The organism is Amorphus sp. 3PC139-8, assembly GCF_040750475.1.
Taxonomy (GTDB): Bacteria; Pseudomonadota; Alphaproteobacteria; order Rhizobiales; family Amorphaceae; genus Amorphus.
Genome location: NZ_JABJVY010000025.1, coordinates 57,291 through 75,853 on the forward strand (window position 1 = coordinate 57,291; position 18,563 = coordinate 75,853).

The 18,563-nt window shown below is 64.9% G+C and carries 21 protein-coding genes; 6 read left to right on the forward strand and 15 right to left on the reverse strand.

The window, feature by feature from the left end:
* The first annotated feature begins 108 nt into the window (after positions 1-108).
* A complete protein-coding gene (locus tag HNS03_RS20160) occupies positions 109-651 on the forward strand; it encodes a methylated-DNA--[protein]-cysteine S-methyltransferase (protein ID WP_367197847.1) in 543 nt (180 codons plus the stop codon).
* A 12-nt stretch (positions 652-663) separates the two neighbouring features.
* Here the strand turns inward: HNS03_RS20160 and HNS03_RS20165 are convergent, their stop codons facing one another.
* The 3 genes from HNS03_RS20165 to HNS03_RS20175 all read right to left on the reverse strand — a co-directional run bounded on the left by HNS03_RS20165 (position 664) and on the right by HNS03_RS20175 (position 3,494).
* On the reverse strand, positions 664-921 hold the full coding sequence (locus tag HNS03_RS20165) for a YjhX family toxin (protein WP_367197848.1): 258 nt from the start codon (positions 919-921) through the stop codon (positions 664-666).
* Between the two features lie 242 nt (positions 922-1,163).
* A complete protein-coding gene (phbB, locus tag HNS03_RS20170) occupies positions 1,164-1,892 on the reverse strand; it encodes an acetoacetyl-CoA reductase (protein WP_367197849.1) in 729 nt (242 codons plus the stop codon).
* Positions 1,893-2,312: 420 nt separating this feature from the next.
* Entirely contained in the window at positions 2,313-3,494 is a 1,182-nt protein-coding gene (locus tag HNS03_RS20175; protein ID WP_367197850.1) for an acetyl-CoA C-acetyltransferase, read from the reverse strand.
* A 313-nt stretch (positions 3,495-3,807) separates the two neighbouring features.
* Here HNS03_RS20175 and phaR point away from each other — a divergent pair, with 313 nt between their 5' ends.
* Entirely contained in the window at positions 3,808-4,416 is a 609-nt protein-coding gene (phaR, locus tag HNS03_RS20180) for a polyhydroxyalkanoate synthesis repressor PhaR (protein ID WP_367197851.1), read from the forward strand.
* Between the two features lie 193 nt (positions 4,417-4,609).
* A complete protein-coding gene (locus HNS03_RS20185) occupies positions 4,610-5,041 on the forward strand; it encodes a heme-binding protein (RefSeq protein ID WP_367197852.1) in 432 nt (143 codons plus the stop codon).
* A 63-nt stretch (positions 5,042-5,104) separates the two neighbouring features.
* Here HNS03_RS20185 and HNS03_RS20190 read toward each other — a convergent pair whose 3' ends face one another.
* The 4 genes from HNS03_RS20190 to mtgA all read right to left on the reverse strand — a co-directional run bounded on the left by HNS03_RS20190 (position 5,105) and on the right by mtgA (position 7,061).
* A complete protein-coding gene (locus tag HNS03_RS20190) occupies positions 5,105-5,341 on the reverse strand; it encodes a YdcH family protein (protein ID WP_367197853.1) in 237 nt (78 codons plus the stop codon).
* A 156-nt stretch (positions 5,342-5,497) separates the two neighbouring features.
* Positions 5,498-5,917 carry a hypothetical protein gene (locus HNS03_RS20195; protein ID WP_367197854.1) on the reverse strand — a complete coding sequence of 140 codons (420 nt, stop codon included), beginning with the start codon at positions 5,915-5,917 and terminating at the stop codon, positions 5,498-5,500.
* 104 nt (positions 5,918-6,021) lie between these two features.
* Positions 6,022-6,204 carry a 50S ribosomal protein L32 gene (rpmF, locus tag HNS03_RS20200; protein ID WP_367197855.1) on the reverse strand — a complete coding sequence of 61 codons (183 nt, stop codon included), beginning with the start codon at positions 6,202-6,204 and terminating at the stop codon, positions 6,022-6,024.
* 152 nt (positions 6,205-6,356) lie between these two features.
* The gene (gene mtgA, locus HNS03_RS20205) at positions 6,357-7,061 is read right to left on the reverse strand and encodes a monofunctional biosynthetic peptidoglycan transglycosylase (RefSeq protein WP_367197856.1); all 705 of its coding nucleotides are present in this window, start codon (positions 7,059-7,061) and stop codon (positions 6,357-6,359) included.
* A 213-nt stretch (positions 7,062-7,274) separates the two neighbouring features.
* On the opposite strand from mtgA, the gene HNS03_RS20210 reads away from it, so the two are divergent.
* Positions 7,275-8,168 carry a polyprenyl synthetase family protein gene (locus HNS03_RS20210; RefSeq protein WP_367197857.1) on the forward strand — a complete coding sequence of 298 codons (894 nt, stop codon included), beginning with the start codon at positions 7,275-7,277 and terminating at the stop codon, positions 8,166-8,168.
* A 16-nt stretch (positions 8,169-8,184) separates the two neighbouring features.
* Here HNS03_RS20210 and HNS03_RS20215 read toward each other — a convergent pair whose 3' ends face one another.
* A complete protein-coding gene (locus HNS03_RS20215) occupies positions 8,185-8,637 on the reverse strand; it encodes an N-acetyltransferase family protein (protein ID WP_367197858.1) in 453 nt (150 codons plus the stop codon).
* A 318-nt stretch (positions 8,638-8,955) separates the two neighbouring features.
* Between HNS03_RS20215 and HNS03_RS20220 the strand changes: the two genes are divergently transcribed.
* The gene (locus tag HNS03_RS20220) at positions 8,956-9,312 is read left to right on the forward strand and encodes a hypothetical protein (protein ID WP_367197859.1); all 357 of its coding nucleotides are present in this window, start codon (positions 8,956-8,958) and stop codon (positions 9,310-9,312) included.
* 190 nt (positions 9,313-9,502) lie between these two features.
* Here HNS03_RS20220 and leuC read toward each other — a convergent pair whose 3' ends face one another.
* From leuC to lptB, 5 genes are all read right to left on the reverse strand, one after another.
* Positions 9,503-10,915 carry a 3-isopropylmalate dehydratase large subunit gene (leuC, locus tag HNS03_RS20225; RefSeq protein WP_367197860.1) on the reverse strand — a complete coding sequence of 471 codons (1,413 nt, stop codon included), beginning with the start codon at positions 10,913-10,915 and terminating at the stop codon, positions 9,503-9,505.
* A 103-nt stretch (positions 10,916-11,018) separates the two neighbouring features.
* Positions 11,019-11,480 (reverse strand): PTS IIA-like nitrogen regulatory protein PtsN, encoded by a 462-nt coding sequence (gene ptsN / locus HNS03_RS20230; RefSeq protein WP_367197861.1) that lies wholly within the window; start codon positions 11,478-11,480, stop codon positions 11,019-11,021.
* An 83-nt stretch (positions 11,481-11,563) separates the two neighbouring features.
* The gene (gene raiA, locus HNS03_RS20235) at positions 11,564-12,142 is read right to left on the reverse strand and encodes a ribosome-associated translation inhibitor RaiA (protein ID WP_367197862.1); all 579 of its coding nucleotides are present in this window, start codon (positions 12,140-12,142) and stop codon (positions 11,564-11,566) included.
* Positions 12,143-12,435: 293 nt separating this feature from the next.
* On the reverse strand, positions 12,436-13,944 hold the full coding sequence (rpoN, locus tag HNS03_RS20240; protein ID WP_367197874.1) for an RNA polymerase factor sigma-54: 1,509 nt from the start codon (positions 13,942-13,944) through the stop codon (positions 12,436-12,438).
* Between the two features lie 194 nt (positions 13,945-14,138).
* Positions 14,139-15,017, reverse strand: a complete 879-nt coding sequence (lptB, locus tag HNS03_RS20245; protein WP_367197863.1) for an LPS export ABC transporter ATP-binding protein — start codon at positions 15,015-15,017, stop codon at positions 14,139-14,141.
* 258 nt (positions 15,018-15,275) lie between these two features.
* On the opposite strand from lptB, the gene HNS03_RS20250 reads away from it, so the two are divergent.
* Entirely contained in the window at positions 15,276-15,866 is a 591-nt protein-coding gene (locus HNS03_RS20250; protein WP_367197864.1) for a septation protein A, read from the forward strand.
* A 12-nt stretch (positions 15,867-15,878) separates the two neighbouring features.
* On the opposite strand, the gene HNS03_RS20255 is transcribed toward HNS03_RS20250, so the two are convergent.
* Positions 15,879-16,607, reverse strand: a complete 729-nt coding sequence (locus HNS03_RS20255) for a M15 family metallopeptidase (protein WP_367197865.1) — start codon at positions 16,605-16,607, stop codon at positions 15,879-15,881.
* Positions 16,608-16,611: 4 nt separating this feature from the next.
* Complete coding sequence (gene acs / locus HNS03_RS20260) at positions 16,612-18,558, reverse strand: acetate--CoA ligase (protein ID WP_367197866.1); 1,947 nt, start codon at positions 18,556-18,558, stop codon at positions 16,612-16,614.
* Between the last annotated feature and the right edge of the window lie 5 nt (positions 18,559-18,563).

Below are 18,563 nucleotides of genomic sequence, written 5' to 3' on the forward strand. Positions count from 1 at the left end.
GTTCCGCGATTCCGTGAAAAGCTGAACGACTCTAATCGGGTTGCGAGTGGGACGGCCCCGCCGTCTAATCCCCGGCTTCGACCGCTCGGTGTCGGAGCGGAGATGAAGATGACGGATTCGGTCAATGGTGCGGCCTTTGAGACGCCGCTTGGCTGGTGCGGCTTTGCCTGGGGCGAGGCCGGCATCGTGCGTGCGTGCCTGCCAGAGGCGGACCCGGAGGCGGTTCTGGCCCGTCTTGGCCAGGATGGACACCGGATCGTGGTCGCGCCGCTTCCCGAAGGCTTGCGGATTGCCGCCGATCAGGTGTCGGCACTTTTGCGTGGGGAGAACGCCGACCTGTCTTGGGTTGAGATCGACACCAGCGCGCTGGCGGCGTTTGAGCGCGGCGTCTATCGCATCTGCCGGGAGATCCCGCGCGGGAAGACGCTCACCTACGGCGATGTCGCGTTCCGGCTTGGCGATGTGTCTCAGTCGCGGGCGGTCGGCGTGGCGCTCGGAAAGAACCCCTTTCCGCCGATCGTGCCGTGCCATCGGGTGCTGGGCGCCGACGGTAGGATGGTGGGCTTTTCCGCCACCGGCGGCGTTGCGCTCAAGCGCCGAATTCTGGTGATCGAAGGGGCCCTACCCGACCAGGCGGACCTGTTCGGGTAGGGTGGTCTCCGGTTACCGGTTATCGAGTTGCGCGCGCACGCGCCTGAGACCGAGTTCCGTGATCCGGTAGGGCGCTCCGCCCCGCGAGATCACGAGCCTGCGACGTTTCAACTTCCGGAACAGCGGGAGGGAGCATCCGCGCCAATGCCAGCCGTCACGAGTGACGACGATGCAGTCCGCGACTTTGCCCCGGTCGTCCTTTTGGACCTGGAGCACGCCGCCTTGAGCGAGCAGGTGCAGAACCCGCTGCTCGTCCTTTGAAATATCCATGAGAATTCGAAGCCCACATGCGGACAACACGACGCGTCTCGCAGCCGACGCATGCGAGAGCTGTTGTTTCGCAAGGCCCGGCCAGTGCGACCGGGCCCTTACTGGGACTCCGAAAATGTGCGCATAAACGCTCCGAGAATGAGAAGCGTTAGGTGGTGTATGCGCCGGCAAACGCAAGAGTGCCGGCGCTTCACGTCAATCGTGGAACGGATCCAGCCGTCTCCACCTGATCGGATAAGGCTTTAACCGTTGGCGATGTACTGGGCGCCGTTGGCCGTGACCACCGAGCCGGTCATGAAGGATGCGCCCTCCGAGGCCAGGAACACCACGATCGCGGCGATCTCTTCCGCCTTGCCGAGCCGGCCGACCGGGATCTGGGCGACAATGCTTTCCAGCACTTTCTCCGGCACGGCCGCGACCATGTCGGTATCGATATAGCCTGGACAGATGGCGTTGACGGTGATGCCCTTGCGAGCATTCTCCTGGGCGATGGCCTTGGTGAAGCCGATCACGCCGGCCTTGGCGGCGGAGTAATTGGCCTGGCCCATCTGGCCCTTCTGGCCGTTGATCGACGAAATGTTGACGATGCGACCATAGCCGCGATCGCGCATGCCGTTGATCACCGGACGCGTCATGCAGAACATCGACGACAGGTTGGTGTCGATGACCTCTTTCCACTGCTCCCAGCTCATCTTGTGGAGCGTGGCGTCGCGCGTGATGCCGGCATTGTTGACGAGCACGTCGATCGGGCCGAGCGCGGCCTCCACCTGGGCCACGCCGGCCTCGGCGGCTTCGTGATCGCTCACATCGAACTTGAAGATCTCGATTCCGGTTTCGGCCTTGAATGCCTCGGCCTTTTCGACGTTGCCGGCAAAGTTGGCCGCGACGGTATAGCCTGCGTCCTTCAGGCCTTTGGAAATGGCGGCTCCGATACCGCGGGTTCCCCCGGTGACGAGCGCAACCTTACTCATACTGCCTCCCTCCAATTGGTGGACTGTCTGCGATTTGGGTGGGTGATGATGATGCCGCGGGCTGTGCGAGCGCGCGTACATCTAACCCGGAACCGTGACATTCCAATGCCGAATAATGCGGCGAACGTGCCTTAACTTCATGATCCGGAACCGCTTTCTTCGCAGGCCGAACCCGAAGTGGACGCCGCCGCCCGCTCCGACCTTCCGCTAACCTCCCTGACGTGCCGCTGGTTTGATCGCGCGCAAATTCCGCCTGCTACACCGTTGCGTCGGATTGGCGCGGTCGTCCAACGGTCAATGGGACCGTAGCCGATCGAGACGCGGCGTAAAGCGATAAGGTGTCCGAAACCGGATTGCTCACGCACAAAAAAGGGGCCGCCCTGCGGACGGCCCCCGTGCTTGCGGATCCGGGACGAAACGTCAGTCGCGCTCGACGCACATGGCCACGCCCATGCCGCCGCCGATGCACAGCGTGGCGAGACCCTTCTTGGCGCCGCGGCGCTTCATCTCGAACAGGAGCGTGATGAGCACGCGGTTGCCCGAGGCGCCGATCGGGTGGCCAAGCGCGATCGCGCCGCCATTGACGTTCACGATCGCCGGATCCCAGCCCATGTCCTTGTTGACCGCGCAGGCCTGAGCGGCGAAGGCCTCGTTGGCTTCGACCAGCTCAAGATCTTCCGGCTTCCAGCCGGCCTTCTCCAGCGCCTTGCGCGAGGCGGGGATCGGGCCGGAGCCCATGATCGACGGATCGACGCCGGCCGTCGCCCAGGACACGATTCGCGCAAGCGGCTCCACGCCGCGCTTGGCCGCATCCGCGCCGCGCATCAGCACAACGGCCGAGCCGCCGTCGTTGATGCCGGAGGCATTGCCGGCGGTCACGGTGCCGTCCTTCTCGAACGCCGGGCGCAGCTTGGCCACGCCTTCGAGGGTCGCGCCGAGGCGAATATACTCGTCGTCCTCGACGATCTTCTCGCCCTTGCGCTCTTTGATGGTGACGGGAATGATCTCGTCCTTGAACTTACCGGCCTTCTGAGCGGCTTCGGCCTTGTTCTGGGAGGCGACGGCGAATTCGTCCTGCATCTCGCGGGTGATCTGCCACTGGCGCGCCACGTTCTCCGCGGTGCCGCCCATGTGGTAGCCGTTGAAGATGTCCCAGAGACCGTCCTTGATCATGGTGTCGATGAACGACACGTCGCCCATCTTGTGACCGGCGCGCAGATGGGCGGCATGGGGCGATAGCGTCATGTTCTCCTGGCCGCCGGCCACGATGATGTCGGCGTCGCCGGTGGCGATCTGCTGCATGCCGATGCAGACGGTGCGCAGGCCCGAGCCGCAAACCTGGTTCAGCGTCCAGGCGGTTTTCTCCTTCGGCACGCCGGCATGTATGGCCGCCTGGCGGGCGGGGTTCATGCCCTGTGCCGCCGTCAGCACCTGGCCCATGATCACTTCGTCGACCTCGTCCGGGGCGATGCCGGCACGCTCGATCGCGCCGGAAATGGCGATCTTGCCGAGATCGGCCGCCGGGGTGGTGGCGAAGGAGCCGTTGAACGCGCCGATCGCCGTGCGGGCGCCGCTGGCAATCACGATTGAATCCTGGCTCATCGGATACCTCCGAGGGTTGAGAGAGCTTGGGGCCGCAGCCTCTCGACCGCCTCTCCGGCGGTCGGATCGGCGACCCGTCGAGGTCGTGGTCCTTATGTGGGGCGTCTTGGTCCGCCGGTGAACCTGCCCCCTGAGGCGTCGGTTCGCGCTGACTAGAGACCGGCCATCGCCCGCCTGTCAACGTCGCTGCTCATGCCTGCGGACTGGCTCTGTTGCGGCATTGCAAATTGTGATGTGGCATCGCGGCAAGCGAACCCGTATCGTACCCCCAACAGGCCCGACCGGGCCGGGTAAAGGGAGGTCGACGCACGCAATGGCGAAGACAGACGAGCCCACTGTCATCAAAAAGTACGCCAACAGGCGGCTCTATAACACCGGGACCAGCACCTACGTCACGCTCGAGGACCTCGCCGAGATGGTGAAGGCCGAGGAGGACTTCATTGTCTTCGATGCCAAGACCAGCGAAGACATTACGCGCTCGGTGCTGACCCAGATCATCTTCGAGCAGGAGAACAAGGGGCAGAATCTGCTACCGATCTCCTTCCTGCGCCAGCTCATCCGCTTCTACGGCGATTCCATGCAGACGCTGGTGCCGCCCTATCTGGAATATTCGCTGGAATCGTTCGTGCGCGACCAGGAGAAGTTCCGCCAGCAGATGGCCTCGACCTTCGGCGTCAGTCCGTTCGATACGCTCGACGAACAGGTGCGGCGCAACACCGAGATGTTCGAGCGTGCCATGCGCATGTTCATGCCGTTCGGCGCCGGTGGCGAGGGCGGCGAGCGACCGGGACATGCCGATCCCGGTCAAGCCACGGCACCCGGCGAATCCAAAAGCGACCTTGACGAGATGAAACGCCAGCTTGCGGAGATGCAGAAGCAGCTCAACAACCTGGCCGGCGGCGGCTCGTCCTCGTCGTCCTAGAGCGTTTTCACAGGCCAAGTGGAAACCGTTGGCCGTCCGGAAATGCGTCGAAACAATAATTTAGACCCGCTCTGCGATTCCGAGAAAAGCGGAACGAGTCTAAGCCTTTCCGCTCAGATGGAGACATCAGAGCGAGCGGATCTGCTCCAAGCCGCCCGAATTCTTAGATTCTGACTGTTATCGGAGGCCGTCGATGACGGAACTGACCCTCGACCATGCTCGGACGATTATCGAAACCGCCTTCGCCAAGGGCGAGGAGCTCGGCCTGAAGCCGTTGGGCGTCGTCGTGCTCGACGCCGGCGGCCACCCGGTCGCGATGATGCGCCAGGACGGCTCGAGCTTCATGCGTCTCGATATTGCCGGCGGCAAAGCCTATGGCGCCATCGGCGTTGGACGCGGCAGCCGCTTTCTGAACGATGCGGCGATCGAGCGGCCGCACTTCGTCGCGGCCCTTTCGGGTGTGGCCGGGGGACGCATGGTCCCGGTGCCGGGCGGAGTCGTCATCAAGGATACCGAGGGTCGGGCGCTCGGCGGGGTTGGCGTATCCGGCGACACCTCGGACAATGACGAAGCCTGCGCCGTTGCCGGTATCGAAGCAGCCGGCCTCGTGGCCATCGTGGACTGAGCCCACTTTGGAAAAGCAGAAACGGGGCCTTCGCCGATGCCGGCGAAGGCCGGCGTCCTGGCCCTAGGCTTTCAGAAGCGCGTAGATTTCGTCCTTCAGCGCCATCCGGCTCTTGCGCATCTCTTCCATGTGCGCGTCGTCAGTCGGCTCCACGTCGGTCTCGGCACGGTGGATGGCGCGGTTGACCTCATGATACTCGTCGAAGAGCTTGGCGAAGTGGGCGTTTTCTGCCTTCAGCCGATGCATCTTTTCGACGTGCTCGGGAAATTCTTCCGCCAGTTCGTGGGGCGTGTTCGACATCGCGCGTGCTCAGCTTTTCTTTTTCGAAGGTCGGGTCGGGGCCGACAGAGATCGGCGGCCATTTGAGCGCAGTCCAGGAAAGTGGGACTGATGCCCCACCCGCAGTGGTTTCAAGATACGGCTTGGAGCCTTCTCGCGGGGAGAAGGTCGGAGGCTCTACGCTTCGCCCTGGTCGACGGAAATGTCGCGCCGGGCGGCGCCGAGCGAGATCGTGAAGCCGGCCATCACATCGACGACGGCAATCACGGTCAGCAGGAAGAAGGTCGAGGTCGCGGCCGCGCCGACGGCCAGAAATTCGACCACGTACACCACCATCACCACGGTCGAGACCAGGTGATCCAACACCGAGCGCCGATGCACCCGCGTCGCCTTGATCACTTCCGTACCCAGGAGGATCACGGCGACGACGGCGATCAGGTCGGCAAGATTCGGCACCCACGCCTGGCCGGAGACCAGCGTCAGCGTGAACAGTTCGCTCTGCCAGATCGGCGACGTCGCGCTGCCACCCGCAAATACGAACGCAATCACGTTGTAGAGGATCAACGGGACGATGGTCAGCGGGACTGCGGCGATCATGCGGACCTCCGAGGGCCGGTTCGCGGAGCTTGGGCGCGCTTTCGATCAATAATCGAATCGGCGACGAAGTCGCCGCGCACGCCGGAACGGGACGGGGGTGACCGTCACTCGCCCTTCGGCTCGAGAACCTGGCGACCGCGGTACATCCCGGTCTTCAGGTCGATATGATGCGACCGGCGCAGCTCGCCCGACTGCTTGTCCTCAATGTAGCTCGGCTGCTTCAGCGCATCAGCCGAACGGCGAAAGCCCCGCTTCATGCGCGACGTTTTGCGCTTCGGAACTGCCATCGTCGTCTCCTTATCGGACGGTGCGGGCCAAACCGACCCCGCAGCCCAGAGCCGAAGCCCGAGCGTGATCCACCATCCATTCAAAGTTGGATATCGAGCCGGTGTATATACAAACTGCCAAGCGGCTTGGAAAGACGGGTTGCGCCAAAAAATCAGGGTTGGATATTTGGTCCCAGGCAATCGAACACCCAGTCCGAGCGGGCGACTTCGCGATTGAGCCGCTGGGCCAGGCGGCGCTGGCCTGCGGAGGGGGCGGCCGGATTGCGTCCATCCGGGTCGGGGAGGGTGGTGGCCAGCAACGCGGCTTGGTTGGGACCGAGTTCGGCGGCGGACCGGTTGAAATAATGACGTGCGGCGGCTTCTGCTCCGAACACGCCCGGCGCCCATTCCGCGACATTGAGGTAGATCGCGAGCAGCCGGTCCTTGGAAAGCACTAGGTCGAGCCATAGCGCGAGCGGGAGCTCCAACGCCTTGCGGACATAGGAGCGGCCGGGCCAGAGGAAGAGATTCTTGGCGGTCTGCATGGAGATTGTGCTTGCCCCGCGGGTCTCTTCGCCGGCCATGAAAGCGTCCAGAACCTTGCGAAGCTCCGTCGGGTCGACGCCCCAATGCATGCAGTAGCGGGCATCCTCCGAGATCACCACTGCCCGAATCAGGTTCGGCGAGATCGCGTCGAGTGGGAGCCAGCTTCGCTCCACCGGCTGGCCGGTCGCCCAGCGCGCCAGCATCAACGTGGAGACCGGATTGACGACGGAATAGAGCATCGACAGCACGAGCGGACTCGCGATCAGAATGACGAGCGCTTGCCTAAGGCGGCGAAAGATCCCGAAGCGCGAGCGGGCTTTGCGGTTGGCCAAGACGATGATCCGGATCTCTCGGGGGGGCGACGTCGGCGACGTCATCGCGACGGGTGTGGCGGCAACGGGGCGTTCGGTCAATTGAAAGCGGCCGAATGGCGCGCGACAGGCATGTGCTTGACGTGTCTCCCTCTCCGGCCCACACGAAAGCGAGGAAGGGGCCGCTGCGCCAGCCTTCTCCCGTGTCGCGTATCCAGAGGCGGACCCGTATCGATGACCGCGTTTGACACTCGGCTGGAATCGGCCGCTGCCGCTGTCGAGGCAGCCCTGGAACGGCTGCTGCCGACGGTGGCCGTCGTTCCCGAAACGCTCGCCGAGGCGATGCGCTACGCAACGCTTGGCGGCGGCAAGCGGTTCCGCCCGTTTTTGGCGATCGAATCGGCTCGGCTGGCCGGTGGCGATCCAGAGGCCGCGGTGGCGGTCGGTGCCGCGTTCGAGTGCGTGCACTGCTACAGCCTGGTTCACGACGACTTGCCGGCGATGGACGATGACGATATGCGCCGTGGGCGGCCGACCGTGCACAAGGCATTCGACGAGGCGACAGCGATCCTGGCGGGTGACGCGCTTTTGACCTTTGCCTTCGAGATCCTCGGCGACCCGGCACAGGTGTCGGATCCAAGCGCGCGGGCCGAGCTCGCGCTGTGTCTGGCGCGGGCAGCCGGCGCGGGCGGCATGGTTGGCGGTCAGGTGCTGGATCTCGCTGCGGAAACGGCGGACGTTCCGCTGGGAGAGGCGGACATTCGCCGCCTGCAGGCGATGAAGACCGGAGCGCTGATCGCGGCCGCATGCGAGGCCGGAGCGATCCTGGCAGGTGCTTCTGCGGACGATCGTGCGCGCCTGGTGCGGTTCGGACAGATCGTGGGGGCGGCGTTTCAACTCGCCGACGACCTGCTCGATGTGACCGGCGACGAGGCGGCGGTCGGCAAGCGGATCGGAAAGGACGCCGATCGCGGCAAGGCGACGCTGGTGTCCATCCACGGGGAGACCTGGGCCAGGACGCGTTTGGCCGAACTGGTCGCCGAAGCCTCCGAGATCCTGGCGCCCTATGGCGCCAGGGCCGAAACGCTCGTGGCGGCTGCCCGCTTCGTCGCCGAGCGGAAAGCCTGAACAAATTTCGTGGGGTTTAGTCCCGCTCGATGATCGGGATGACGTAGCTTTTCCACGGCGCCGGTTTCGCCACGCGCTCGTAGAGCCCGATTGCGGCGGCGTTGGTCTCAGGGACCAGCCAGCGCAGATGCGCCCATTCCCGGGCCCGGCCGATTTCCACCAGCGCCTCGATCATGCGCCTCGCCACGCCGTGATCGCGCGCGCCTGGCGCGACATAGAGGTCGTCGAGCTGGCCGGCGCGGTGGCCGGTGATCGTCTCCGGCAGGTCGAAATAGATGGCGAAGCCGACCAGGGCGTTGTCGCTGTGGGCGCCGAGAAGCTCGGCGGTGGGGTCGGCTAGCAGGAGCTCGGCATAATATTCGTCGGGCCGGCGAGGCGCGCCACGGCGCATCTCCTGGGCATAGGCTGCAATCAGCGGAGCGAGCTGGTGAGCTGATTCCTGGCCGATCTTGCCGATTTCGAGCTGCATGGCTCTCCTTCCGAAAGGATGTCTCGTGCACATGGGGCCGTTCCGCATTTCACGGATTCGCAGAGCGGCTCTGGGTTATTATTTCGATGCGTTTCCGGACGGCCGACCGGTTTCCACTTGGCCTGGAAACGCTTAAGCGGCGCGACCATAGCGGCCTTTTGTGCGGTGCACGAGGGGGGGGCGCCATGCCCGCTTGGGAGCCTTCCAATTCTGAACAGTGCCTAAATGGTCGGCTCAGATCGGGTTCAGCCCCGGCCCTCTAGTCTCCCACTCGTTGGCAGCGATCGGCGCTGCCGGAAACGAAGAGGAGACGAAACGATGATCCGTTCCACCCTGATTGCTCTTGCCACCGCCGCCACGCTGGGTGCGTCGGCGTTGTCGCCCGCCCTTGCCGCAGGTCCTTCGGCCGGACCCGTCGCCGCGATCGCACAGTCGAGCGAAGCGTCTGTCATCAAGGTCGGCAACCGACACGGCCGCGACTATCGAGGCGACCGGCGCGACTACCACCGTGGTCGCGGACACCACGGCCGCGGATACCACCACGGCCCGCGCTTCTCCCGGGGCTGCACGGTTCGTCCGGTGAAGGTCGTGCGCTGGACCCCGTTCGGTAAGGTCGTCCGGATCGAACGTCAGAAGACCTGCGGCTTCGGTGGTCCCCGCCGGCATTGGCGCTGACGCAATCCAATGCTGCCAATAGAAAACGGGCCGCTGCGCCATTTGCACGCAGCGGCCCGATTTGTCAGTCACCTGAGCTCAGGGCCCGTTCCGCGTTTATCGGAAGCGCGGAGTCGGTCTAAGTTCTCGTTTCGACGCGCTTCCGGACAGCCAACGGGGTCCACTTGGCCTCGAAACGCGACAGGTGCGATCAGTCCCGGCCGAACTGGCGAACGTCCACAAAGCGGCCGGCGATCGCCGCCGCCGCCGCCATGCCCGGCGACACCAGATGCGTGCGGCCGCGGAAGCCCTGACGGCCCTCGAAGTTGCGGTTCGAGGTCGAGGCGCAGCGCTCACCGGGCGAAAGCCGGTCGGCGTTCATGGCCAGGCACATGGAGCAACCCGGCTCGCGCCACTCGAAGCCGGCGGCCAGGAAGATCTTGTCGAGGCCTTCCGCTTCCGCCTGCTCTTTCACCAGGCCGGAGCCCGGCACCACGAGCGCGTTGACCGACTCGTGAACCTTGTGGCCCTCGACGATCTTGGCCGCGGCTCGCAGATCCTCGATGCGCCCGTTCGTGCACGAGCCGATAAAGGCCCGGTCGATAGCGATGTCGGTGATCTTCGTGCCCGGAACCAGACCCATATACTCCAGCGCGCGTTCCATGGCGCGCCGCTTATGCTCGTTCGGCGCGTCGGCCGGATCCGGCACGACACCTTCGATCGAGGCCACCGCTTCCGGCGAAGTGCCCCAGGTCACGATCGGTGGCAGGCTCGCCACGTCGAGCTTGATCTCGGTGTCGAACTCCGCGCCCTCGTCGGAGGGAAGGCTCTCCCAGTAGGCGCGAGCGGCATCCCAGGCCGCGCCCTTCGGGGCCCGATGGCGATCCTTGATGTAGGCGTAGGTGGTCTCGTCCGGCGCGATCATGCCGGCGCGGGCTCCGCCCTCGATCGACATGTTGCAGACGGTCATGCGGCCTTCCATGGAAAGCGCGCGGATGGCCTCGCCGGCGTATTCGATCACGTGGCCGGTGCCACCGGCGGTGCCGATGGTGCCGATGATCGACAGCACGATGTCCTTCGCGGTCACCCCTTCGGGCAGCTCGCCCTCGACGGAGACGCGCATATTCTTCGCCTTGCGCTGGATCAGCGTCTGCGTGGCGAGCACATGCTCGACCTCGCTGGTGCCGATACCATGGGCAAGCGCGCCGAACGCGCCATGGGTGGAGGTGTGGCTGTCGCCGCACACGATGGTCATGCCCGGCAGGGTGAAGCCCTGCTCGGGACCGACGATGTGCACGATGCCCTGCCGCGGATCGAGCTCGTTGTAGTACTCGATCCCGAACTGCTTGGCATTGTCGCCGAGGGTCGCGACCTGCACGGCCGATTCCGGATCCTCGATGCCGTGGCTGCGGTCCGTGGTCGGCACGTTGTGGTCGACAACGGCGAGCGTACGCTGCGGCGCGCGCACCTTGCGCCCGGTGAGGCGCAGACCCTCGAAGGCCTGCGGGCTTGTGACCTCGTGAACCAGGTGCCGGTCGATGTACAGGAGGGTGGTGCCGTCCTCCTGACGCTCGACCACATGGTCGTCCCAGATCTTGTCGTAGAGTGTGCGTGGCTTCGTCATGGCACTTACTTCTGTCGCCTCGAAGAAAAAGGCAAGTCCGTCGATACTCGGATTCGACCGTGGCCGGCCTTACGGCTCACTCGACCGTGGCCGGCCTTACGGCTCACTCGACCGTGGCCGAGGGCTGGGTCAGGAGCGCGTAGAGGGCGGCCGGATCGCGCGAGGCGCGGAGTTTAGCCGCTGTCTCTCCGTCGCGCAGCACCCGAGCGATGCGGGCGAGCGCCTTAAGGTGATCGGCGCCGGCGCCCTCAGGCGCGAGCAGCAAAAACACCAGATCGACTGGCTGCTCGTCCAGGGCATCGAACTCCACGGGACGATCGAGCCGGGCGAACACGCCGACGATCCCGTTGAGCGAGACCAGCTTGCCGTGCGGGATCGCGATCCCGTCGCCGATGCCGGTGGAGCCCAGCCGCTCGCGCTGCAGGAGCGTGTCGAAGATCTCGCGCTCCGGCAGCTTGGTAATGGCCGCCGCCTTGGCCGCGAGCTCCTGAAGCACCTGCTTCTTGCTCTGCGCTTTCAGGGCGGGCACGACACCCTCGAGGCTCAAGAGGTCGTTGAGTTCCATGACGATATCCCTAACCGGCCGCGGCGGTTTCCGACACGGTGGACGTTCGCGCTGCGGCTGCGGGCCGATCGATAGACTCGGGATCAGCTCTTGGGCGTGTCGTTATCGAAGGCCGGATCGATCCAACCGACATTGCCGTCGGAGCGCCGGTAGACGACGTTGATGGTGCCGTTCGCGGCCGAGCGGAACACCACCACGGGGGATTCGGTCAAGTCGAGATCGAGGACGGCCATGCCAACGGTCATGGTCCGAATGTGCGTTGCCGTCTCCGCAACCACCACCGGCGAGTAGTCGACCGGAACCTCCTCGTCCTCCTCCGGAGTGGCGAGAACGAAGCTCTGCGCCTCGATGGCTTCGCCATTCTGCTGCGGATGATGCGACTTCAGGCGGCGCTTGTAGCGGCGCAGACGCTTCTCCACACGCTCGGCGGCCTGGTCGAAGCTGACGGTGGCATCGGCGGCGTTCGCCGACGTCTTCAGCACCACGCCGGTGTCGAGATGGATCGCGCAATCGGTCTTGAAACCGAATCCTTCCGGCTCGACGACCACCTGGCCGCTGTAGCCACCATCGAAATATTTGCGGACAGCCTCTTCGATCCGCTCCTGGATGCGCTCGCGCAAGGCGTTGCCGATATCGAGGTTCTTGCCGGAAATTTTCAACATGGGGAGATGTCGGTCGCTCACCGGGTCGCGGATCGCCGCGCCCTTTATTGTCGATTCGTCGGACCGGCGCGATGTTGCACTCGCCGGCTGCTCAATGATCCAGGATCACGAAAATCTCGACCCAAAAAAGGTCAAGGATCGTGATCGGATGAATTCGCTTACAATAGCATGCGGGCGGAACAAAAGTTCCCGCATATCCTCACCAGGCCTGCAGCGGCGGGCCCGAGAAATTCGCGCGGTTCTACGAGTGTGTCATCGTGCTGTCAACGCCGGCGCGTCCACACCGCCAGCTTCTAGCTCGAGGTCCTCTGTGCGTGCAGCTTTTCGCGCCGGCGTTGAACGGAGGAGGGGATGTGCATCGCCTCGCGATACTTCGCCACGGTTCTCCGGGCAATGTCGACGCCGTCGGCCTTGAGCTGCTTCACGATCTGATCGTCCGACAACACGCTGTCGGCGCCCTCCGCCTCGATCATGAGCCGGATCCGGTGGCGCACCGCCGCGGTTGAGTGTGCCTCGTTGCCGTCGGAGGCCGCGATCGCGGCGGAAAAGAAAGTCTTGAGCTCGAACAGCCCGCGAGGGCAGGCGAGATATTTGTTCGCGGTCACGCGGCTCACGGTCGATTCGTGAATGCCGATCTCGTCGGCGACCATTTTGAGCGTAAGCGGCTTCAACTGCGAGATGCCGTGCTCCAGAAAGCCGCGCTGCTGTTTCACGATCACGGCGGCGACCCGGAGAATGGTGTTGGCGCGCTGGTCGAGGCTCTTGACCAGCCAGTTTGCGGCCTGCAGGCGCTCGCTGAGATAGGCCTTGTCGTCGGGATTGCGGGAGGCATGAACGGCGGTCTGATAGATGCCGCGGTTCACCAGCACCTTCGGCAGCGTTTCGCTGTTGAGTTCGATACGGAAACCGCCTTCGCCGTCCGGCATCACCAGGACGTCGGGCACGATGGCGCGCACCGGTTCGCTGTCGAAGCGCCGGCCGGGGCGCGGGTCCAGCGCCTTCAGTTCCGCGAGCATCTCGGCGAGTTGACGCCCGTCGACCGCGCAGGTGCGTTCCAGCGCCACGAAATCGCGCCGCGCCACCAGCTCCAGATTGGCGAGAAGCTGGCGCATCGGGCCGTCGAGACAGCCGGCGTCGGCAAGCTGCAGGGCCAGGCATTCGGTGAGGTCGCGGGCGAATACGCCCGCAGGATCGAGGCCCTGGCAGCGTTCGATCACCGCATTGAGCCCGTCCGCGTCGAGGCCGAGCCGTCGGCACAGATCGTCCGGATCGTCCCGGAGATAGCCGTCGGGGTCCAGGCAGTCGACCAGGTACAGCGCGACCACCCGGGTCGCGTCGTCGGCGAAGCCGAGCCGGATCTGTTCGATCAGATGATCGCGCAGGCTCGGCGGGCGGGTCTCCGTGGGTTCGAAGCCTTCGTCGGGCAGGTTTCCGCCGGCGCCGACCGTGCGCCAGGGATCGCCGGCCAGCGCCTCGGCGCTGACGTCCTGTCTCGTCTCGCCTTCCGGATCGATCGCGCTCGCCGGCACGTCGAGATCGGCCAGCGCTTCGCCTTCGAAGCCCTCGGTGCCGGCTTCGACCACATCGCCGCTGCGATCGGGTAGAGCATCGTCGGGCGCATCCGCGCCCTCGTCGACGTCGTTGTCGGCCCGTTCCAGGAGGGGATTTTCCTCCAGCTCCCGATCGATGACAGCCGACAGTTCCAAATTGGTGAGCTGCAGCAGCTTGATGGCCTGCATCAGCTGCGGTGTCATGATCAGGGTCTGCGTGGTCCGCAGATCAAGGCGAGGCGCGAGACTGATCGGCACAGGTGGCCGCCACGATTTCCTAGGTTAACAAGAATTCAATTCACAACGAAGAAAATGCACAAACCTCTTCCCCGCGAGCGAGTTAGAGCGGGGCGCGAGTGGCGGATCGGACCCCGGTCAGCTTCGTTCACCCCAGCCTGGTCCAATTCTTGCGTACCTGCATATTGGTAGCGACAACCGCAGGCGAGTCAAAGCGTAAATTGTTCGCCAAGGTAAAGACGCCGCACGTCGGGATGGGCGACCACCTCGTCGGGGCTGCCTTCGGTGAGCATCTCGCCGGAGGCGATAATATAGGCGCGGTCGATCAGACCGAGGGTCTCGCGCACGTTGTGGTCGGTGATCAAGACACCGATTCCGCGCTGGGTCAGATGGCGGACAAGATCCTGAATGTCGCCCACCGCGATCGGGTCGATACCAGCGAACGGCTCGTCGAGCAGCATGAAGGACGGTCGGCTGGCCAGCGCGCGGGCGATTTCGCAGCGTCGCCGCTCGCCGCCCGAAAGCGCGGTGGCCGGCGCATCGCGCAGATGGGTGATGCCGAACTCCGACAGCAGGCTCTCCAGCTCCGCCTTGCGCTTCTTGCGGTTGGGTTCCACCACCTCCAGTACCGACATGATGTTGTTCTGCACCGTCAGCCCGCGAAAGATCGAGGCTTCCTGGGGGAGATAGCCGATCCCAAGCCGGGCGCGGCGGTACATCGGCAGGCCGGTGATGTCGAAGCCGTCGAGGCTGATCTTGCCGGCGTCCGGCTTGATCAGCCCGGTGATCATATAGAACACCGTGGTCTTGCCAGCGCCGTTCGGGCCGAGCAGGCCAACGGCTTCGCCGCGGCGGACATGAATGGAAATACCGTGGGCGACCGTGCGTCGGCGATAGCTCTTTGCAATTGCGTGGACGGCGAGAATGCCCTCGCGAGCCGTGTCCTGCCAGCTGGGGCGCCGCGGCCGCTGGCCTTGCGGGCGGCGTTTCGGACGGACCGGCCGCGTCTGTTCGCCGGCCTCGGCGGGCTGAACATCGGCGGGACGTGAGGCCGGACGGCGGCGGCGCGGCGGCTCCTGGCTGTTCACGTCGTGCGCTCCCAAATTGGTTTCATTCTAAACCTGTTAGTCCATCCCGCACCGCGGTGAAAACACCCGATTTGAGGAAAACGGATGGCAGGGACGCCGCAGGCGGCTGGCCTCTCCACGACAAGGAGAGACCCGAATCGACGAACCGGACATATAGGAACGTCGCCGCCGCCGCACAGCCAACAATTTCGGGAGGCCCGGCAAAGCGCGATCGGAATTTCGGCTTGATCGCACGGCCGCGCCTTGTCAGATGAGGGCATGGAAGACGCGAAACCGATCCAACCCCTCCTCAAGCTTGCGCTCGAACTCGGGCCGCTGGCTGTCTTTTTCGTCGCCAATGCCCGGGCCGACCTGTTCGTGGCAACGGGCGCGTTCATGGTGGCGACGCTGATCGCGCTGGCTGTCTCCTATGCGTTGCAACGCACGCTGCCCTTGATGCCGGTGGTGACCGGAGTGGTGGTGCTGGTGTTCGGCGGGTTGACCCTGGTCCTGCAGGACGAGCTTTTCATCAAGCTCAAGCCGACGATCGTGAACTGCCTGTTCGCGGCCGTTCTGTTCGGCGGGCTGTTGATTTGGAAGAAGCCGTTGCTGGGCCTCGTGCTCGGCTCCGTGATCGCCATCGATGCCGACGGTTGGCGCAAGCTTACCCTGCGCTGGGCGTGGTTCTTCCTGTTCCTGGCGGTTCTGAACGAGATCGTCTGGCGCAATTTCTCGTCCGACACCTGGGTGTCGTTCAAGGTGTTCGGTATCATGCCGATCACGATGGCGTTCGCGCTCGCCCAGATCCCGATGATCGAGCGCCATCGGCTCGACGGCAGCTCCTCGGACGGGTCTGAATCCGGGTCCTGAGCTCTCGACGCTCTATTCGACGTCGAAATCGAAATAGCGGTCCGGGTAGGGCTCGTTGCCCAGCGTGTAGTGCCACCATTCCTTCGGGTAGTTCACGAACCCGGCGTCGGTCATGGCGTCGAGAAGGACCTTGCGGTTGGCTTGGGCGTCCTCCGAGACCTCCTCGGTGGCGGTTGCCGATCGCGGCGAGAAGCAGTCGAAGTCGGTCCCCATCTCCAAGCCGAGGGAACTCATCGAGCTTTCGTCGCAACGCTGAGCGCGCGGCGGAAACGTGTCCGTGTCGCGGTCGAGCCTCACGATGCCGAGATCGACGGTGCTGCCCCGCGAGTGTCCCGAGCGTTCGGCGACATAGCCGTCGGGGATGATCGCGCTTTTTTCGATGCCGGGATAAAAGTAGGGCTTGCCGGGATTGTCCGAGCGGCTCCAGTCCATGAAGGCGGCAACCGCCTTTTCCGGCCGGTAGCAGTCGAACACGATCAGCTCGTAGCCCTTGTCGGCAAGTTCGGTCTGGACCTTGGCGAGCGCTGCAGCAGCCGGCCGCGTGAGCACGCACTGTGGTGCCTCGTAGCCGGGCACCGGCGCGCCTGTGAAGTTGTCCGCCCCGAAATAGCGGATATCCTGGCGGACCGTCGGGGCGGCCTCCGACAGGCGGACGAAGTCGTCCGGCATCCCGTCTGCCGCGGCGGGTGCCGCCGCGGCCAGAATGGCGAACGCAAGAGCGGCCGGACCGGTTCGCCGCACGGCGTCACCCGGCCGCGCGGTTCATCCGGTGCTCGACCAGGCTGTCGACCACCGTCGGGTCCGCCAGCGTCGAGGTGTCGCCCAGATTCTCGAACGAATCCTCGGCGATCTTGCGCAGGATGCGGCGCATGATCTTGCCGGAGCGGGTTTTCGGCAGCCCCGGCGCGAACTGGATCAGGTCCGGCGAGGCGATCGGGCCGATCTCCTTGCGCACCCACTGCACCAGCTCCTTGCGCAGCTCCTCGGTCGGCTCCTCGCCTTCCATCAGGGTCACATAGGCGTAGATGCCTTGGCCCTTCAGATCGTGCGGATAGCCGACCACGGCCGCCTCGGCGACCTTGGAGTGGGCCACCAGCGCCGATTCGATCTCCGCCGTGCCCATGCGATGGCCGGAGACGTTGATGACGTCGTCGACGCGGCCGGTGATCCAGTAGTAACCGTCTTCGTCGCGTCGGCAGCCGTCACCGGAGAAGTAGTTGCCGGGATAGGCGGAGAAGTAGGTCTGCACGAAGCGGTCGTGATCGCCGTAGACCGTGCGCATCTGACCCGGCCAGGAGTCGGTGATGACCAGATTGCCTTCCGTCGCGCCTTCCAGAACGTTGCCGTTGGCATCGACCACCGCCGGCTGCACCCCGAAAAAGGGCTTGGTGGCGGAGCCGGGCTTCAGCGGCGTCGCGCCGGGCAGCGGCGTGATCAGAATGCCGCCGGTTTCCGTCTGCCACCAGGTGTCGACCACCGGGCAGCGACCGTCGCCGACCACGTCGCGATACCACATCCAGGCGGCGGCATTGATCGGCTCGCCGACCGAGCCGAGAATCCTCAGCGAGGCGCGCGAGGTCTTCTTCACATAGTCGTCGCCGGCGCCCATCAGCGCACGGATTGCCGTCGGCGCGGTGTAGTAGATCGCCACATCGTGCTTGTCGATCACCTCCCAATGGCGCGCGGCGGTCGGGTAGGTGGGGACGCCCTCGAACATCACGGTGGTCGCGCCGTTCGCGAGCGGGCCGTAGACGATGTAGGAGTGGCCGGTGACCCAGCCGACGTCGGCGGTGCACCAGTAGATCTCGCCCGGCTTGTAGTCGAACACGTACTGGTGCGTCATCGAGGTGTAGACGAGGTAGCCGCCGGAGGTGTGCAGCACGCCCTTCGGGCTGCCGGTCGAACCGGAAGTGTAGAGGATGAACAGCGGATCTTCCGCGCCCATCTCCACCGGCGGGCAGCTTGAGGAGACGTTCTCCGCCACCTCGTGATACCAGACGTCGCGGCCGTCCTTCATGTCGATGGTGCCGCCGGTGCGGCGCACCACGATGACAGTCTCCACGCTCGGCGACTTGTCGCAGGCGGCGTCGGTGTTAGCCTTGAGCGGGATGGTGCGCCCGCCGCGCAGGCCTTCGTCGGCGGTGATCACCACCTTGGAATCGCAGTCCTGGATGCGGCCGGCGAGCGAGTCCGGGGAGAAGCCGGCGAACACCACGGAATGGATCGCGCCGATGCGGGCGCAGCCGAGCATGGCGTAGGCCGCTTCCGGGATCATCGGCAGATAGATGGTGACCCGGTCGCCACGGCCGACGCCGTGGGCCTTGAGTACGTTGGCGAAGCGGGAGACGTGCTCCTTCAGCTCGCGATAGGTGATGACCAGGCTCTCGTTCGGGTCGTCGCCTTCCCAGATGATCGCGGGCTGATCGCCCTTCGTCTCCGCGTGCCGGTCGACACAGTTATAGGAGACGTTGAGGGTTCCGTCCTCGAACCACTTGATGGACACGTTGTGCGGGTCGAAGGAGGTGTTCTTCACCTTCGTAAACGGCTTGATCCATTCGATCCGCTTGGCCTGCTCGCTCCAGAAAGCGACCGGATCCTGCACCGACTTCTGGTACATCTCCTCGTAGCCGGCTTGGTCGACATAGGCCGCCTTGGCGGTCGCCTCAGGCACGGGAATGATCGTCTCCGACATGCGTT

Bases quoted from the DNA above. Each gene is read 5' to 3' on its own strand.
- HNS03_RS20160 (WP_367197847.1), top strand. From the start codon at position 109: ATGACGGATTCGGTCAATGGTGCGGCCTTTGAGACGCCGCTTGGCTGG.
- HNS03_RS20165 (WP_367197848.1), bottom strand. From the start codon at position 921: ATGGATATTTCAAAGGACGAGCAGCGGGTTCTGCACCTGCTCGCTCAA.
- phbB (WP_367197849.1), bottom strand. From the start codon at position 1,892: ATGAGTAAGGTTGCGCTCGTCACCGGGGGAACCCGCGGTATCGGAGCC.
- HNS03_RS20175 (WP_367197850.1), bottom strand. From the start codon at position 3,494: ATGAGCCAGGATTCAATCGTGATTGCCAGCGGCGCCCGCACGGCGATC.
- phaR (WP_367197851.1), top strand. From the start codon at position 3,808: ATGGCGAAGACAGACGAGCCCACTGTCATCAAAAAGTACGCCAACAGG.
- HNS03_RS20185 (WP_367197852.1), top strand. From the start codon at position 4,610: ATGACGGAACTGACCCTCGACCATGCTCGGACGATTATCGAAACCGCC.
- HNS03_RS20190 (WP_367197853.1), bottom strand. From the start codon at position 5,341: ATGTCGAACACGCCCCACGAACTGGCGGAAGAATTTCCCGAGCACGTC.
- HNS03_RS20195 (WP_367197854.1), bottom strand. From the start codon at position 5,917: ATGATCGCCGCAGTCCCGCTGACCATCGTCCCGTTGATCCTCTACAAC.
- rpmF (WP_367197855.1), bottom strand. From the start codon at position 6,204: ATGGCAGTTCCGAAGCGCAAAACGTCGCGCATGAAGCGGGGCTTTCGC.
- HNS03_RS20210 (WP_367197857.1), top strand. From the start codon at position 7,275: ATGACCGCGTTTGACACTCGGCTGGAATCGGCCGCTGCCGCTGTCGAG.
- HNS03_RS20215 (WP_367197858.1), bottom strand. From the start codon at position 8,637: ATGCAGCTCGAAATCGGCAAGATCGGCCAGGAATCAGCTCACCAGCTC.
- HNS03_RS20220 (WP_367197859.1), top strand. From the start codon at position 8,956: ATGATCCGTTCCACCCTGATTGCTCTTGCCACCGCCGCCACGCTGGGT.
- leuC (WP_367197860.1), bottom strand. From the start codon at position 10,915: ATGACGAAGCCACGCACACTCTACGACAAGATCTGGGACGACCATGTG.
- ptsN (WP_367197861.1), bottom strand. From the start codon at position 11,480: ATGGAACTCAACGACCTCTTGAGCCTCGAGGGTGTCGTGCCCGCCCTG.
- raiA (WP_367197862.1), bottom strand. From the start codon at position 12,142: ATGTTGAAAATTTCCGGCAAGAACCTCGATATCGGCAACGCCTTGCGC.
- HNS03_RS20250 (WP_367197864.1), top strand. From the start codon at position 15,276: ATGGAAGACGCGAAACCGATCCAACCCCTCCTCAAGCTTGCGCTCGAA.
- acs (WP_367197866.1), bottom strand. From the start codon at position 18,558: ATGTCGGAGACGATCATTCCCGTGCCTGAGGCGACCGCCAAGGCGGCC.